The organism is Massilia sp. Root351, assembly GCF_001425045.1.
Classification (GTDB): Bacteria; Pseudomonadota; Gammaproteobacteria; order Burkholderiales; family Burkholderiaceae_D; genus Rugamonas.
Window position 1 is genome coordinate 1 of the sequence record NZ_LMDJ01000008.1, and the last position, 13,894, is coordinate 13,894.

The following is a 13,894-nucleotide window of genomic DNA, read 5'->3' on the forward strand; positions in this document are numbered from 1 at the left end:
TCGTGCTGCGAGCAGTCGAGCAGGGCGTAGGTGTGGGTTGGGTTGTCCATATTTTTCTATCGCTTAGCGGACCAGGAAGCTGCTGGCCTTGGCCGCCGCGTTTTTCAGGCATTCGATGCAGATGGCGCTGCCGGTGGGCAGGGCGGGCAGGCCCGCCGCGCCGCTGCCGCCGCCKTCGAAGATGTGCTGGCCGCCCTTGACGGTGAAGTTGCCGGGGCAGGCGAAGGTGATGTCGCCGCCGTCGAGCGTGATGCTGGACTGGCCGGCCTGCAGCACGATCTTCTTGCTGGCCTTGATCTCGATGCTGTCGTTSACSGAGATSACGGTGATCTCYTTGTCCGCCAGGATCTCCAGCTCGCCGGTATGCGCCTGCAGCGACACGGGGCCGTTGCCGGCGAAGGCCTGGATGCCGCCGGCGTGGCTGAAGAAGCCGGCCGCGTTGCCGGCCACNCGCCAGGATCTCCAGCTCGCCGGTATGCGCCTGCAGCGACACGGGGCCGTTGCCGGCGAAGGCCTGGATGCCGCCGGCGTGGCTGAAGAAGCCGGCCGCGTTGCCGGCCACCGAGGAGACGGTGTGCGCCGCAGCCAGGTGCAGGTCGCGCTGCGTGGTCCATTGCAGCTGTTTGCCGGCGAACAGCACGGTGGAGGCGGGCGTGGCCCAGTTGATGCTGGCCGGGGCGTCCATCAGCACCAGCGGGGTGCCGAACTTTTCCACCGGCTTGGCGCTGTCGGCCTCNGCGAACAGCACGGTGGAGGCGGGCGTGGCCCAGTTGATGCTGGCCGGGGCGTCCATCAGCACCAGCGGGGTGCCGAACTTTTCCACCGGCTTGGCGCTGTCCTGGTCGCGCGAGCCGGCTTGCGCCTTGACGGCCTGCTGGCCGTTGATGGCGCCGGCGTGCTTGCCGCTTTGCTGGGGATCGACCTGGGTGATGAAGTCCTTGTGCGCTGCTGCGGCGTCCTTGCTGATGAGGGCGTGCTGCGCGGTGGCAGCGTCGCCCAGCTGCTTGGCCAGTTCCTCGGCGGCCTTCAGCTGCGCCAGGGATTCGGCGCTGTCCATCTGCGTGGAGGCGATGCCGCTGCCTTGCGCGTTGCGCGCGCTGGTGGTGAGCAGCACGCCTTCGGCGCCGCGCAGCACGGCCCAGGCGTCGGTGCGCAGTTCGAAGCCTGCGCCGCGGTAGCTGCCGCGCTGGGCGGAGCCGGGCGCCTGCTGGATCAGGTAGCCCAGGTTGAGCTGGGTGGCGGCGCTGCTGCTGGCCAGGCGCGTGCGCACCTGGCCGGGGGTGTCGTCCAGTTGCCACTGGCCGTAGCCGCTGCGGTCGAAGTTGTGGCTGTGGATGCCGGAGATGGTGCCGGCGTGGTTCACGCCCGCGTCCACGCCCGCCGCGAAGGGCGGGGCGTCGCTGCCGGTGTAGAGCTGGGCCACCACCACCGGGCGGTCCATGTCGCCTTCGATGAAGTCGACCAGCNCGTCCACGCCCGCCGCGAAGGGCGGGGCGTCGCTGCCGGTGTAGAGCTGGGCCACCACCACCGGGCGGTCCATGTCGCCTTCGATGAAGTCGACCAGCGCTTCGGCTACGCCCCCAGGTGCCGGTGCGCTCGTCGCCGGGGGCGCTGCCCCTTGGTGTCGGTGTTGTTGCCTAAATTATGGTTATTTGGTTGCCACCAGCACAGCAACTGTTTTGCTTAAGAAATCGGTGCTTTGATCATTAATTTGGTTGCATAGCTGTTCTACCGCTTTTTTTGTCGGCTCGGGGGATTGCATTAGCGATTTTATTAAAGCCTCTTTACTCCCTGCATGATTAAGTATCCTAATAAGAACAATGGATGCCCAACGCGGAGAAGATTGGAAAAGATGTGGTATCGTAGCCAAGAAACCCGGAATGTAAGTCTGATCGTCAAAGGCTTCAGCAGTATGGATTATCGAAAACACACCTTCGTCGAAGTCGAAATTGTCATCCAGGGATAGTAGCAATACTGCCACAGTAGATGGATCGTTCTCTTTGGCTATGTCAGCAAGAACAGCGTCAATACTACCGACTGAATTGAGATCATTCTTCTTGATCGCCGAGGTGAGTTCTAAAAATTTTGATTTAAGGATAGTGTTCATTTTTTTCCTTAATTTTTTGAATACGTCAGGATATGCTTCTTTGTTTTTTTAATGAGCTCTTGAAGGCCTGAATCACCACGAGTCTGCTAGACACCCGCGAGCCGTTCAAAAACCTTCGCTCAAACTCTGCTGGCGAAAGCCTGTCATTAAATCCGTGACGGCGCTTCGGATTGTAGAACATCTCAATGTAGTCGAAGATGTCCATCCTGGCGTCGTCCCTGGTTGCATAGGTCTTGCGTTTGATGCGCTCGCGCTTTAGTAGCTGAAAGAAGCTTTCAGCGACAGCATTATCGTGACAGTTTCCACGCCGGCTCATGCTTGGTGCCAGCCGATGCTCTGTCAAGAAATCGCGCCAGTCCTTGCTGGTGAATTGCGAGCCCTGATCGGAATGAACCATCACAGAATCAGTCGGCTTGCGTCGCCAAACCGCCATCAGCAGCGCATTCATCGCCAGCTCCGTGTCAATACGCGAACTCATCGACCACCCGACCACCTGGCGTGAAAACAGGTCGAGTACGACTGCCAAGTAAAGCCAGCCTTCATGGGTTCGTATATAGGTTATGTCCGTTACCCAGACACGGTTTGGCTCAAGCACGTCGAATTGCCGCTGCAGATGATTCGGCGTCACCACCGATGGCACGCCGCCGCCTTTCCATTTGCGTTTGCCGTATCCGGTCTGGGAGCGCAGACCCGCTGAGCGCATGATGCGGTGAACGCGATTGATGCCACATCGTTCCCCTAGGTCGCGCAGGTCGTCAGATACCTTGCGGTAGCCGTAGATCGCGCCGCTTTCGAGCCACGACTGCTTAATGTGACCGAGCAGGCGCTTGTCTTCCTTGGCCCGTTCGCTCTCCGGCTGAACGCACCACGCATAGAAACCGCTGGGATGAACTCCCATCATCTTGCACAAGCGCCGCACCGGAAATTCGTCCTGTACTTCCTGAATGAAGGCGTACCTTACCCGGACGTCTTGGCAAAGTACACCGCGGCCTTTTTCAAGATGTCGCGCTCCTCGGTAACGCGCTTTAATTCGGCCTTCAGTCGCCGCATTTCGTCAGACTGAGCGTCCTGCGCTTTGCGCTCGACTTCAGGCACGCCATACCGCTTTGTCCACGCATAGATGCTGTGNCTTCGCGCTCGTAACGCCCTTCCTTTTTCCACTTCTGCACCAGCGCGTCCGGCAGCGCCACGCTGGCGTTGCCGCTCCTCGGTAACGCGCTTTAATTCGGCCTTCAGTCGCCGCATTTCGTCAGACTGAGCGTCCTGCGCTTTGCGCTCGACTTCAGGCACGCCATACCGCTTTGTCCACGCATAGATGCTGTGRATACTGACACCAAGCCGTTCAGCGACCTCGGCCGCTGGGTGCCCGCGATCAACAACCTGCTTGACCGCAGCGACCTTAAATTCTTCCGTGTAGCGCTTCCCACTCATGATTTCTCCTTTGCCTAAATTATGGCTCAGGAGTGTCTACAACGGTCGTGGCGATTCATTCTTCGCTCGGAGCCTGGCCTCGGAAATGCTCGAACAGGCCCACGACCGGCCAAATTCGCGCCCGTAAAGTCTCCAGCAAATCCAAGCGGATCAATGGCTCCATTCTCTCAGATGTTGGAGCCTCCCAGATTTCCGGTCCGGTTCAATTTAGTGCAGAAAGTTTCATTGGCTCAGGCGTCCGCTTATGGCCGATTTCAGTCAAAAATAATCCGTTGTCCAACCTCGAATTCATTTTCATGGCAGTAGAATAGAATGATAGAGCTTTCTGGTGAGTAGGCCATCGCATCGTCGCGTGCGGGCATAAAAATGTCCGACCAATTCTCTACAAAGAAGTTGCCACTGCAACGGAAGCAATCATCCCCACCAAACACTACTATCAATTCCTGAATGCCAGAAATACGAGGCCGCAACCAATCGGTAGCAGTTGATACGTCCTCGTCGAACTCAAGTCGCTCCACTGAACCAACTGTGTGGGCATTCAAACCAAGGTGACTTTTCGAATCATAAAGACCAACCAACTTGTAAGCCTGGCTGACCTCACTGGCATCGAGCCAAGAAATGTCTTTCGAATGATGCTTGAGTTCTTCAATTCGCCAATGTTGGTTGCTCATAAATCTCAAATAAAAAAACTAATCATAGGTTGAGCGGCAGCTTCTGGCCGGTTGCGGCCTGTCAGAACTCTAACTCATCTGCCAATTGGTATCAGGTCAAGTCCAAGCTAGCGCACGTTAGCCGCCCTCAAAACTGTGACTTGTTTCTCGGCCTACATGTTCAACTCTCTGCGGTTCAAACCAGCACCTCTATGCTTTGACCGAACCCGGCAAGTTCGTGGAAAATATCGTCCAGATAGGTGGCGATTTCGTCCTCGGGTAGCGTCGGTGGGATGACGATTTCTTCCATGGGAACGCGCTTGCCATAGTCCAGGCGATAGACTTCCCACTCATCGCCAACACGCCTGACATCAAGCTGAAACCTGCCGTAGATATTGAATTTCATTTGCATCTCTTTCGCACTAGCCGAACCGCCACCAGGCTTTTTTACGTTTGAAGCGCATCAACGGCACCGTTTCCGGCTGCAGATGCGCGGGATCGATCATGCCTTCCAACTGGTAGCCAAACAACGCTGCCAGGGCGGCCTCGCCCAACTCCAGCGGATGGAAAACGAAGGGATAGTCGGCTTCATCTTCATCCGGATCGACGGCCGGATGGGCGCCGTTCCAGTAAGGCTGCTCGAACGGCAGCCGCGCTCCGATATCTTCCAGCACCCCACTGTCCGGCGACAGGCTCAGGGAGCGTTGCAGCTTCCCATCCAACCACACGGCATAAGCAAACCAGTCGACCACGCTATGCATGGCGTGCAAATAGATGCCGTAGCCGGGGAATTGTTCCAGGAACGCCACTGGCAACCTGGACGGGCAGTCGATGCCGAACTCCTTTGCAGCCACCACCGCGAGACCGGGGAAGCAGCCGACCACCAGCTCATTGTCCGGCGGGCAGGTGTAAGACAAGTCAACATCGCTCAAGGCCTCCAATTTCTCGGACGGGAACAGCCGCTGCGCGAGCGCAATGCTTGCTTCACGGTCCAGCTCCGGCTTCCCCTTCAAGATCTCCGCCGGGTTCCCTTTGCTGTACACCAGCATCCAAGTCTTCGCTCCCATTGGCTCCCCTTATTTCGGGGGGCGTATGCCAGTGTACTGCGCCGCCACCAGTCTCCACTTGCCTTCCTTCAGTTGCGCGACATAGCTGGCACGCATGGCGAAGGTACGGGCCTGGCCTTCCGCGCCCATGGTGTAGGTCAGTTTGGCGAGAACGACGGCGGTCTCGCCCAGCACCCGCACCATCGGCTCACTCACCTGCAGCTGCGGCGGCGGGCGTTTTTGCTCGGGAGCGTAGAAGGACAGCATTTTCTCCCGGCTGTCCACCTCGCCGGCGGGAGACACTTCGACATAGTTTTCGGCAGTAACGGTTTTCAGCGTGGCCTGGTCGAAGTCGCGCTGCGCTTCGGCATGGCGCTGTACCAACTCCACCAGCGCAGGGCTGGCGTCCGGCGCTGCGGCAGCAGCGGCGTTCGCGCCACACGCCAGCGCGAGGGCCAGGCACTGCTGAACGAATCGCGGTTTGACTAAGTATTTTCCTGACATGGCTTGTGGGTTCTCTTTAAGTTAGCTAGCGTGAACACCGCTTCACGCTCGTTAAGCATGCCGCGCGTCCAGCCCTGGCGTGCGTAAAACGCGTCGGCGCGCGTGCCTGCTGTAGTGGTCAGCCGGATGCTCGCGCTGCCCTGCTCGAACAGCCAGTCGACAGCCAGCTGCAGCAGGCGCCTGGCGATGCCCTGCCCCTCATACCCTTGCGCCATAAACAGCGCCCAGATCGACGACTGGCCCTTGTCCGCGTAGCAGAAACCGGCGATCACGCCTTCGCACTCGGCCACCCAGCCACGGCCGAGCAGGTGCAGATAGTCCCTGTACATCTGCTCCGTTACGCGCGAAGGATCGGACAGCACGTTCTCCGTCACCGCCAGGCGTATCGCCGACATGGCAGGAATATCCTGCACGGTTGCCCGCCTGTAGTTCATTCCCTTCCTTTGCAGCCCGCGCGGGTCATCATCCAGAACAGGTCGTCCTCGGACTCCACGGTCCAGCCTTCCCGTTCGTAAAATCGTTTGGCATCGCCGTTCACTCGGAACACGCGCAAGCTGAGGCGCCGGCGCGATTGGACGCTCATGTGACACAGTTCCCCCAGCAGGCGCGCACCCAGGCCCTTGGAGCGGAATACTGGCGCAAGCACCAGCATGCGCAGATAGATGTCGTCCGGGTTCAAGTCTAGCTGGAAGTAGCCCGCAAACTCGCCGTCCACTTCCACAACATAACTCGCGGACGACGAAAAGGCTTGATCGAAGTCGGCGCTCTGCCAGTCCTGGTCCCATCCCCAGATGGATTCGATATGCGGCTTCATCGCCGCCTGATACAAGTGCCAGATGCCGGCCTTGTCGCCGGCATGGGCCAGCCGCGTCACGGGCACGCCCATCGTTCGCTCCGCATTCAACAATAATGTGAGCAGAATAGCAGGTGGGGGCCTATGAAAATGCGCACATTCTCACAAGACGATGCAGCGCTGCCCTAGCCCTGGCGCTTGGCCAGGTGGTAGGCCACCAGTGCATTGGCATGGCCGTGGCCAAGCCCGTGCTCCGCCTTCAGCCAGTTCACCAGCTCCATGTGCTTCATCTGGCCGGCCGACGCCAGCAGGCCAAGCCAGTGAGCGACCGGATACCCGTATTTCTTCTCGATGGAAGGGAAGTAGGAAGCCGGGCCCTTGACAACGTCTTTGTCGCTCATTTTTCTCTCCATAGCTAGTCAGTCACTATGAACACGACGGACGGGCGCGGCCGGAATCGACAAGCAGGCGAGATTATTTTTTCAGGCTGCCCATGCGATGGCGTCCAGCAGGCCTTGCAGCCTGCTCGCCCGGCCCGCGTTCACCATTCTCACGTAGGAAACTCTGCCGGCAAGGTAGGCCTTGAAGTCCGGATGCCGGTCGCGGTTCTGGGACGCGGGCCCATGGCGCACGCAATTGGTCAGCGTGGCCTTAAGCTTGTCGTATTCGTCGCGCGCGACATTGGTATGGGCGTTTACCACGATGCCTGTCACCTGCTGCCGCGTGCCCTCACGCATCAGGCGGGTCTTGCGCGTGTTCACGCGGAAGCCTTCCTCCAGTGCGATCGCGGCGACCCGCACGTGGAAACGGTCCGCTGCCCGCGCGAACGCAGGGCCGCCGGAGAATGCCAGGTCATCTGCATAGCGGCTGTAGGACCCGCCCAGGGATTGTGCCAGCGCCGAGAGCCGAATGTCGAGACGGTAGGCGCACAGATTGGCCAGCGCGGGCGAGCAAGGGGACCCTTGCGGCAAATGGGGCGACTTCAGCGCCTGGCGTTCAAGCCAAGGCAGCGCCCCGCCGGCCAGCTTGTCGCGCAAGGCGCCCTGCGGCGTGCGGTTGACGCAAATCCGGGCCAGCGTTCCGGCCGTTCTATGCGGATAGCCCAGCTTTTCGAACAGCGCATGGACGCGTGACAGCTGTATGCTCGGAAAAAAGTCCTTCAGGTCCATGCGGATCACGGCATGCCGGCCAGCGTGCAGCGCCGCGTGCGTGACGCAGGAGTGGCCGCGCCGGAAGCCATGCGCGGCCGGGTGCGGCGGCACCATGTCCAGTATCTCGCGCAGGATTTTCTGCTGGATGCGCCGCAGCCGCGCCTTCGGTATTTCTATCAGCCGTTGCCCGCCGCTGCGCTTGGGTACCCAGCGATAGTGGTAATGCTGGAGCGGCGATTGCGCATCGCGCGCGAGGCGCCACTGGTCGGCGAACCAGTCCAGGGCGCCGACCGGTTCGTTCAGCCAGGCGGCCAGCGCGCCGGCAGTCGGTAAGTCCGGCAGTGCAAGCGCGGCGAGCCAGGCTGGCTTGGGCGGGCGCAAAGCCGGCTCCACACACAAGCGCCGCACGTCCGGCATCACTAAGCACTCCAGCCCCCGCTCGTGCCCCGGCTCCGCGTCTTCATCGCGCGCGCCAGCGCTTCCGTGGCCAATGCACTCCAGCAGGAGAGCGGCCAGTTCTCGCCTGCTGTAGTAGTGGAAGTAGTCACCGGTTCGTTCGATGAGCGCCGCGCAAGCAGCGGGCACCCACGGCGGTTCCGCGTCGAATACGCGATTGCATGCGCCGATCAGGCTGGCCAGGCTGCCGTCCGTGGCCAGCACCATATCGGCCAGCGCCAGCACGGTGAACTGCTTTGTATTCATGCGCAGCAAAGATCCAAAAGGGGCGGAGGTCCTTCAACGAGTCTCGTGATGCGTGAGCGGCTTTGCGCGAAAGCGCAACCAGGCCCATGCGGCGAAATGCTGAACCAATCAAGTTACCACGGGGTAGCCCCGTAGAGGCTGTCCCTGCACGAAGCAGGGACAGGCCGGCTTGAAGGAGTCCGCCCCGCCGACACAGTAGGGCAATTTCGCACAACGGTCAACCCAGGAGGATAGACGCGCAGGATCAGCGCGCTTCCACCACCGGCAGTTCAATCGCGCTGGCCGAGCCGGGCGCGTGGTAGATGCGCTGGGTGGCCTTGATGTAGTCCGACGGCTGCGCGTGGAAGATATTGGGCACGAAGCGCTGCGGGTTGCGGTCGTACAGCGGGAACCAGCTGGACTGGATCTGCACCATCACGCGGTGGCCTTTCAGGAACACATGGTTTACGTTTGGCAGTGCGTAGCGGTAGCGTTCCACCTTGTTGGCCGGGATAGCTTCGGCGCGCTCCAGGCTGTTGCGGTAGCGGCCACGGAAAATGTCCATCGAGATGCCTTGCTGGTAGCCGCCCAGCTCTGGCTGCGACGGCATCTCATCCGGATAGACGTCGATCAGCTTGACCACCCAGTCGGCGTCGGTGCCGCTGGTGGCGGCGTACAGGTTTACCATCGGCTGGCCGGACAGTTGCAGCGGTGCTTGCAGCGGCTCGGTCACATAGGTCAGCACGTCCGGACGGTCAGAGGTGAAGCGCTGGTCGCTCACCAGCCACGGTTTCCACACATTCTCGTCATGCATGCGCACCGGGCGCGGCACGAATGGCACCGGCTTGGCCGGGTCGGACACGTATTCGTCATACGCGGCGCCGGCCGCGGGCGGTTCGAAACCCAGCTTGTAGCCGGCCTGCAGGTAGATGGCCTTGGATGCGGCCGGGCAGCCGCTGGCGCACGACTGCGGCCATTTGTCGAAGCGCTGCCAGCGGTTGGTGCCGGTCTGATAGCTCAGCACGGGCGGCGTGTCGGCCACCGGCGCGCCGTCCTTCAGGTACTGGTTGAAGAAGGGCTGCATCACGTTGCGGCGGAATTCCAGTGCGGTGTCGCCGGTGAACTTGATGGCGCCCAGGCTGGAGCCGTCGTAGTTCACGCCGCTGTGCCGCCATGGACCGATCACCAGGTAGTTCAGCTTGTTGGCCTTGTCCTGCGGCTCCATGGCGGCGTAGGCGGCGTACGGTCCGTAGATGTCTTCCTGGTCCCACTGCCCCACCACGTGCATGGTCGGCACGCTCAGCTTGCGCGCGCCCACCAGCTTGTCGATCGCCTGGTGCTGCCAGTAGCTGTCGTAGGCCGGGTGTTCGAACAGCTTCTTGGTGTAGGTCAGCTGGTCCAGGCCGAACTTCCTGGCGTAGTCGCCGGCCGAGCCGGCACGCAGAAAGCCCTCATAATCGTCGAAATAGCCGCTGGCGACCGCTTCGCCGCGCCCCTTGACCGAGGTCTGGCCGCCGATGTACGGCAGGCTGGGCATGCGGAAGGCGCCGTTGTGGAACCAGTCGTCGCCGCGCCAGCCGTCCACCATGGCGCTCATCGGCACCGCCGCCTTCAGTGCGGGATGCGGGTCCATCAGCGCCATCATCACCGTGAAGCCTTCGTACGAAGAACCCACCATGCCAACCTTGCCGTTGGACTCGGGCACGTTCCTGGTCAGCCACTCGATGGTGTCCCAGGCGTCCGTGGCGTGGTCGATCTTGCTGCTGTTGAGCGGGCCGCTCAGCGGACGCGTCATCACATACTCGCCCTCGGAGCCGTATTTGCCGCGCACGTCCTGGAACACGCGGATATAGCCTTCGTCGATAAAGGTTTCGTCACCCTGCGGCAGGATGGCCCGGATGCTGGGGCTGATGTTGCGCTGGGCGCGCCGGGCCGCGTTGTACGGCGTGCGGGTGAGCATGATGGGCGCCTTGGCGCCATTCACGCCCGCGCCCCTGGGGATGACGATCACGGTATACAGCTTGACCCCGTCGCGCATCGGCACCATCACCACTTTCTTCACATAGTCGGCCTGGTTCACCGGCGCGGTGAAGCTGGCGGGAATGTCCACCGCCATCGGCGGCGTTTGCGCCAGCGCGGACGAGACGAACAGGGAAAGCGCCGCCAGGGCCGGCAGCTGGATGAGGGTGCGGGTACGCTTGTTGCGCATGGGTATGTCTCCAATTTTGTGCTGCGGGCCATGGTAGACAGTTGCCATTCATAGCGCAATGCAACTTTTGTAACGCACTTTTTCTATCCTGTTACCTCTGCTTGCAACTTGCCTATCACTATGCGCGTCGCCGCACAGATCATAAGGCTGAGCCAGCCTACATTGGCTGAACACACAACAGAACGAGGAGTGTCATCATGAAAAAACTGCTGATAGCCGCTGCCATGGCGGCCGCGCTGGGTGGCGGGGTTGCCGTGCCATCGTTCGCCGACGTCATTGTCGTGCGCACCGCGCCACCGCCGCCGCGCCACGAAAGCGTGCCCGAAGCGCGCCGGGGCTATACCTGGGTGGCGGGCCACTGGGACTGGAACGGGCGCCGCAACGTATGGGTCAAGGGCAAATGGGTACGCGACCGCAATGGCTACGTGTACCGCCCCACCGTGTGGGAAGAGCGCGACGGCCGCTGGGTGGTGGAACGCGGCGGCTGGCATCGCGGCGACCGCGACCGCGATGGCGTACCGAACCGTGTAGACCGTGACCGGGATGGCGACGGCGTACCGAACCGCCACGACGACCGGCCAAACAACCCCAATCGCCACTGAGCCGCCGCCTATCCCCCTTGGTCATCCCGCCGCCCCGGCCACATCCGGGGCCGGCGCCGGCTAGCGGTAGTGCAATACGGCGGCCAGCATCACCCACAACGCGAACTGCAGCGCCAGTGCCCCGAACAGCGGCCCGGGTTCGGGGCGCAAGCCGCCCTCTATGGCAAGCTGGACCATGTCTTCCATGGCCTCCTGGGCCACTTCCTGCAGCGTCATATCGCCGCTCGCCACCTCCGTGATGCTCTCGGAAAATGGCACCTTGTCGGCCAGGGCGACCAACAGAAAGGGCAGCGGCCGAGGCAGGTCGTCCTGCAACTTCAGGAACTTGCGCCACTGGTCAAGCAAGGCGCCGCTGAGCGGGCCGCCGGGCTGGTAGTCTAGTGTCTTCAAAAATTTCTCAAGCAAGCTGGCGCCAAGTCCGGCCAGGGCCGGCGCCTGGGTCTCCAGCAAGCGGCTAAGGATGCCCATCAAGCCCTGCTTGTACGCCATCATGCCCGTCACGCCCACGGCGACGATGAACGGCACGCCGATCAGCAGTGCGAACAGCACCGAACCGCCATGGCCCATCCAGGCATCCGCGCTGAAGGCCAGCGCCAGCGTGACCCCGGCCGCATTGACCAGAACGGCCGCCAGCAGCGCCAGCGCCACCCGCAGCACGCCTGCGCCGGCGCCGCGCGCGGCAGCCAGCAGCAACTGCTTGACCATGGATTCCTTTTTCCCGTCGTGGCGGGCAGGCTCCGCGCTCTTCTTCAAGCTGTGCTGATTCATTCTCGACCTCGTGACGCTGATTGCAATCTTGTTAATTTACCACGATCAACAAACAAGTGGAATGACACTGCGCAAACGGGCGCCAACCTTGACAGGGCCGCGGCAAACTGCAACCATACGGACATGAAATATTTCCAACCACATCGCACCTGCCTGAATTGGTGGTCCCGCTGACATAGCGCGGCCACTGCACAGTGATGTGAGTATTTAGTCAACGCCGCCTTCGCAGGGTGGCGTTTTTCTTGGCGCATCGTGCGGGGCGACACTTAGGAACCCCAAGGAACCCGTATGAGCCAGCCAGCAACGCCCACCACCCCGTCCGTGATCCTGACCGGCGACCGTCCTACCGGTCCGCTGCACCTGGGCCATTACGTCGGCAGCCTGCGCAACCGCGTGACCTACCAGCACGAGTACAAGCAGTTCATCATGCTGGCCGACTCGCAGGCGCTGACCGACAACATGGAAGACACCGACAAGGTGCACCGCAACGTGGTGGAAGTGGCGCTGGACTATCTGGCCGTGGGCATTGACCCGGCCAAGTCCACCATCCTGATCCAGTCGCAGATCCCCGAACTGGCCGAGCTGACCTTCTACTACCTGAACATGGTGACCGTGGCGCGCCTGGAGCGCAATCCGACCGTGAAGCAGGAAATCATCCTGCGCGGCTTCGAACGCGACATCCCGGCCGGCTTCCTGACTTATCCAGCCAGCCAGGCGGCTGACATTTCGGCCTTCAAGGCCTCGCTGGTGCCGGTGGGCGAAGACCAGATCCCGATGATCGAGCAGACCAACGAAATCGTGCGCAAGTTCAACCGTTTGGCCAACCGCGACATCCTGGTCGAGTGCAAGGCGCTGGTGCCGGAAATCGGCCGCCTGCCTGGCATCGACGGCAAGGCCAAGATGAGCAAGTCCCTGGGCAACACCATCAACCTGGGCGCCACCGCCGACGAGATCACCGCCGCCGTCAAAAAGGTCTACACCGACCCGCTGCACCTGCGCGTGCAGGACCCCGGCCACCTGGAAGGCAACGTGGCCTTCATCTACCTGGACGCATTCGACACCGAAAAAGCGGCGCTGGAAGAAATGAAGGCGCACTACGTGCGCGGCGGGCTGGGCGACAGCATCGTCAAGAAACGCCTGGAAGTAGTGCTGCAGGAAATGCTGGCGCCGATCCGCGCCCGCCGCGAAGAATTCGCCAAGGACAAGGGCCAGGTCATGCAGATCCTGAAGGAAGGCACGGCCAAGGCGCGCGAAGTGGCTGCCAGGACGGCCGACGAAGTGAAGGCCGCGTTGGGCCTGAGCTACTTCTAACCGGCAGCGCAGCCCGCATGGCTCCTGCCGCGCCGCGCAAACCGGCCAAGCCCAAGCGCTCGGGCGACCCGGCCCAGCAGCCCGAGCGCGGCCCGTCTGCGGCCAAGGGCGGCAAGCGCGCGCCACGCATTATCGACCTGGCTAAAGGCGTCCAACGGCGCGGCAATGCCGGGCCCGGTCGCGCCGGTTCCGGACGCCGCGGCGGCAATGGCGCCGGAAATGGCGGTGTCAGCGGCGCCGGCGCCGCGTCTTACCTGGCTATCGGCGCGCTCGCCGTGCTGTACCTGGTCGCCATCCTGCTATGGCGGATTCCCGCCTGGCCCGCCTTGCTGTACGCAGGCGCCAGCGTGGTCTGTTTCATGTTCTACGCCATCGACAAGTCCGCCGCCAAGGCGGGACGCTGGCGTACGCCCGAAAGCACTTTGCTGCTGCTCGGCCTGTGCTGCGGCTGGCCCGGCGCCATCGTGGCGCAGCAATGGCTGCGCCACAAATCCAGCAAGACTTCCTTCCAGCTCGCGTTCTGGGCCACCGTGACCGTCAACCTGGCGGCCTTCAGCTGGCTGGCGCAGCGTTTCCCCGGCGCGTAGGGTGGACTCACCGCACGTAGCGTGCCAGGAAATCGCCCACCATGATGTCGTACT

At 62.0% G+C, this 13,894-nt stretch carries 16 protein-coding genes and 3 pseudogenes; 3 read left to right on the forward strand and 16 right to left on the reverse strand.

What is annotated here, in order from left to right; all coding sequences use genetic code 11:
* Nucleotides 1–63: 63 nt before the first annotated feature.
* The 15 genes and pseudogenes from ASD15_RS11685 to ASD15_RS11745 form a co-directional block, all read right to left on the reverse strand.
* Nucleotides 64–450, reverse strand: a 387-nt coding sequence (locus tag ASD15_RS11685) for a DUF2345 domain-containing protein (protein WP_157200914.1), incomplete at its 5' end; no start/stop codon positions are given.
* A 1-nt stretch (nucleotide 451) separates the two neighbouring features.
* A pseudogene (locus ASD15_RS33145) lies at nucleotides 452–685 on the reverse strand (DUF2345 domain-containing protein); the annotation flags it as partial.
* A 52-nt stretch (nucleotides 686–737) separates the two neighbouring features.
* Nucleotides 738–1,441, reverse strand: a pseudogene (locus tag ASD15_RS33150) (type VI secretion system Vgr family protein); the annotation flags it as partial.
* A gap of 207 nt (nucleotides 1,442–1,648) precedes the next feature.
* Nucleotides 1,649–2,107, reverse strand: a complete 459-nt coding sequence (locus ASD15_RS31660) for an Imm30 family immunity protein (protein ID WP_082551775.1) — start codon at nucleotides 2,105–2,107, stop codon at nucleotides 1,649–1,651.
* A 25-nt stretch (nucleotides 2,108–2,132) separates the two neighbouring features.
* Nucleotides 2,133–3,235, reverse strand: a protein-coding gene (locus ASD15_RS11695) for an IS3 family transposase (protein WP_373888173.1) whose coding sequence is annotated in 2 segments (ribosomal slippage) — nucleotides 2,133–3,095 and nucleotides 3,098–3,235 — 1,101 coding nt annotated over the 2 segments. Because the reading frame shifts where the segments join, the coding sequence is not laid out codon by codon here. This gene is flagged as partial in the annotation.
* Between the two features lies 1 nt (nucleotide 3,236).
* Nucleotides 3,237–3,538 (reverse strand): annotated as a pseudogene (locus ASD15_RS32260) (transposase); the annotation flags it as partial.
* A 254-nt stretch (nucleotides 3,539–3,792) separates the two neighbouring features.
* Nucleotides 3,793–4,209, reverse strand: coding sequence for a hypothetical protein (locus ASD15_RS32265; RefSeq protein ID WP_157200909.1), 417 nt, complete (start codon nucleotides 4,207–4,209; stop codon nucleotides 3,793–3,795).
* Nucleotides 4,210–4,384: 175 nt separating this feature from the next.
* Entirely contained in the window at nucleotides 4,385–4,594 is a 210-nt protein-coding gene (locus tag ASD15_RS11710) for a hypothetical protein (protein WP_057155048.1), read from the reverse strand.
* A 16-nt stretch (nucleotides 4,595–4,610) separates the two neighbouring features.
* Nucleotides 4,611–5,237 (reverse strand): hypothetical protein, encoded by a 627-nt coding sequence (locus ASD15_RS11715; protein WP_229418159.1) that lies wholly within the window; start codon nucleotides 5,235–5,237, stop codon nucleotides 4,611–4,613.
* Nucleotides 5,238–5,264: 27 nt separating this feature from the next.
* Nucleotides 5,265–5,738, reverse strand: coding sequence for a nuclear transport factor 2 family protein (locus ASD15_RS11720; protein WP_082551776.1), 474 nt, complete (start codon nucleotides 5,736–5,738; stop codon nucleotides 5,265–5,267).
* Complete coding sequence (locus ASD15_RS11725) at nucleotides 5,720–6,151, reverse strand: GNAT family N-acetyltransferase (RefSeq protein ID WP_307188279.1); 432 nt, start codon at nucleotides 6,149–6,151, stop codon at nucleotides 5,720–5,722. Before ASD15_RS11725 ends, ASD15_RS11720 begins: the two co-directional genes overlap by 19 nt.
* Before the next feature lie 17 nt (nucleotides 6,152–6,168).
* Nucleotides 6,169–6,624, reverse strand: coding sequence for an N-acetyltransferase (locus ASD15_RS11730; protein ID WP_057155053.1), 456 nt, complete (start codon nucleotides 6,622–6,624; stop codon nucleotides 6,169–6,171).
* A gap of 92 nt (nucleotides 6,625–6,716) precedes the next feature.
* Nucleotides 6,717–6,932: a DUF4287 domain-containing protein gene (locus ASD15_RS11735; RefSeq protein WP_057155055.1), complete on the reverse strand. Its 216-nt coding sequence runs from the start codon at nucleotides 6,930–6,932 to the stop codon at nucleotides 6,717–6,719.
* An 81-nt stretch (nucleotides 6,933–7,013) separates the two neighbouring features.
* Nucleotides 7,014–8,384 (reverse strand): reverse transcriptase family protein, encoded by a 1,371-nt coding sequence (locus tag ASD15_RS11740; protein WP_082551785.1) that lies wholly within the window; start codon nucleotides 8,382–8,384, stop codon nucleotides 7,014–7,016.
* A gap of 244 nt (nucleotides 8,385–8,628) precedes the next feature.
* Nucleotides 8,629–10,572 carry a CocE/NonD family hydrolase gene (locus ASD15_RS11745; protein WP_057155059.1) on the reverse strand — a complete coding sequence of 648 codons (1,944 nt, stop codon included), beginning with the start codon at nucleotides 10,570–10,572 and terminating at the stop codon, nucleotides 8,629–8,631.
* A 197-nt stretch (nucleotides 10,573–10,769) separates the two neighbouring features.
* On the opposite strand from ASD15_RS11745, the gene ASD15_RS11750 reads away from it, so the two are divergent.
* On the forward strand, nucleotides 10,770–11,174 hold the full coding sequence (locus tag ASD15_RS11750; protein ID WP_057155061.1) for a YXWGXW repeat-containing protein: 405 nt from the start codon (nucleotides 10,770–10,772) through the stop codon (nucleotides 11,172–11,174).
* A gap of 60 nt (nucleotides 11,175–11,234) precedes the next feature.
* Here ASD15_RS11750 and ASD15_RS11755 read toward each other — a convergent pair whose 3' ends face one another.
* Entirely contained in the window at nucleotides 11,235–11,942 is a 708-nt protein-coding gene (locus ASD15_RS11755) for a hypothetical protein (RefSeq protein ID WP_057155063.1), read from the reverse strand.
* A 288-nt stretch (nucleotides 11,943–12,230) separates the two neighbouring features.
* On the opposite strand from ASD15_RS11755, the gene trpS reads away from it, so the two are divergent.
* Both trpS and ASD15_RS32270 read left to right on the forward strand, forming a co-directional pair.
* Complete coding sequence (trpS, locus tag ASD15_RS11760; RefSeq protein WP_057155065.1) at nucleotides 12,231–13,253, forward strand: tryptophan--tRNA ligase; 1,023 nt, start codon at nucleotides 12,231–12,233, stop codon at nucleotides 13,251–13,253.
* 17 nt (nucleotides 13,254–13,270) lie between these two features.
* Nucleotides 13,271–13,840 (forward strand): DUF1294 domain-containing protein, encoded by a 570-nt coding sequence (locus ASD15_RS32270; RefSeq protein WP_157200910.1) that lies wholly within the window; start codon nucleotides 13,271–13,273, stop codon nucleotides 13,838–13,840.
* Nucleotides 13,841–13,894 lie beyond the last annotated feature (54 nt).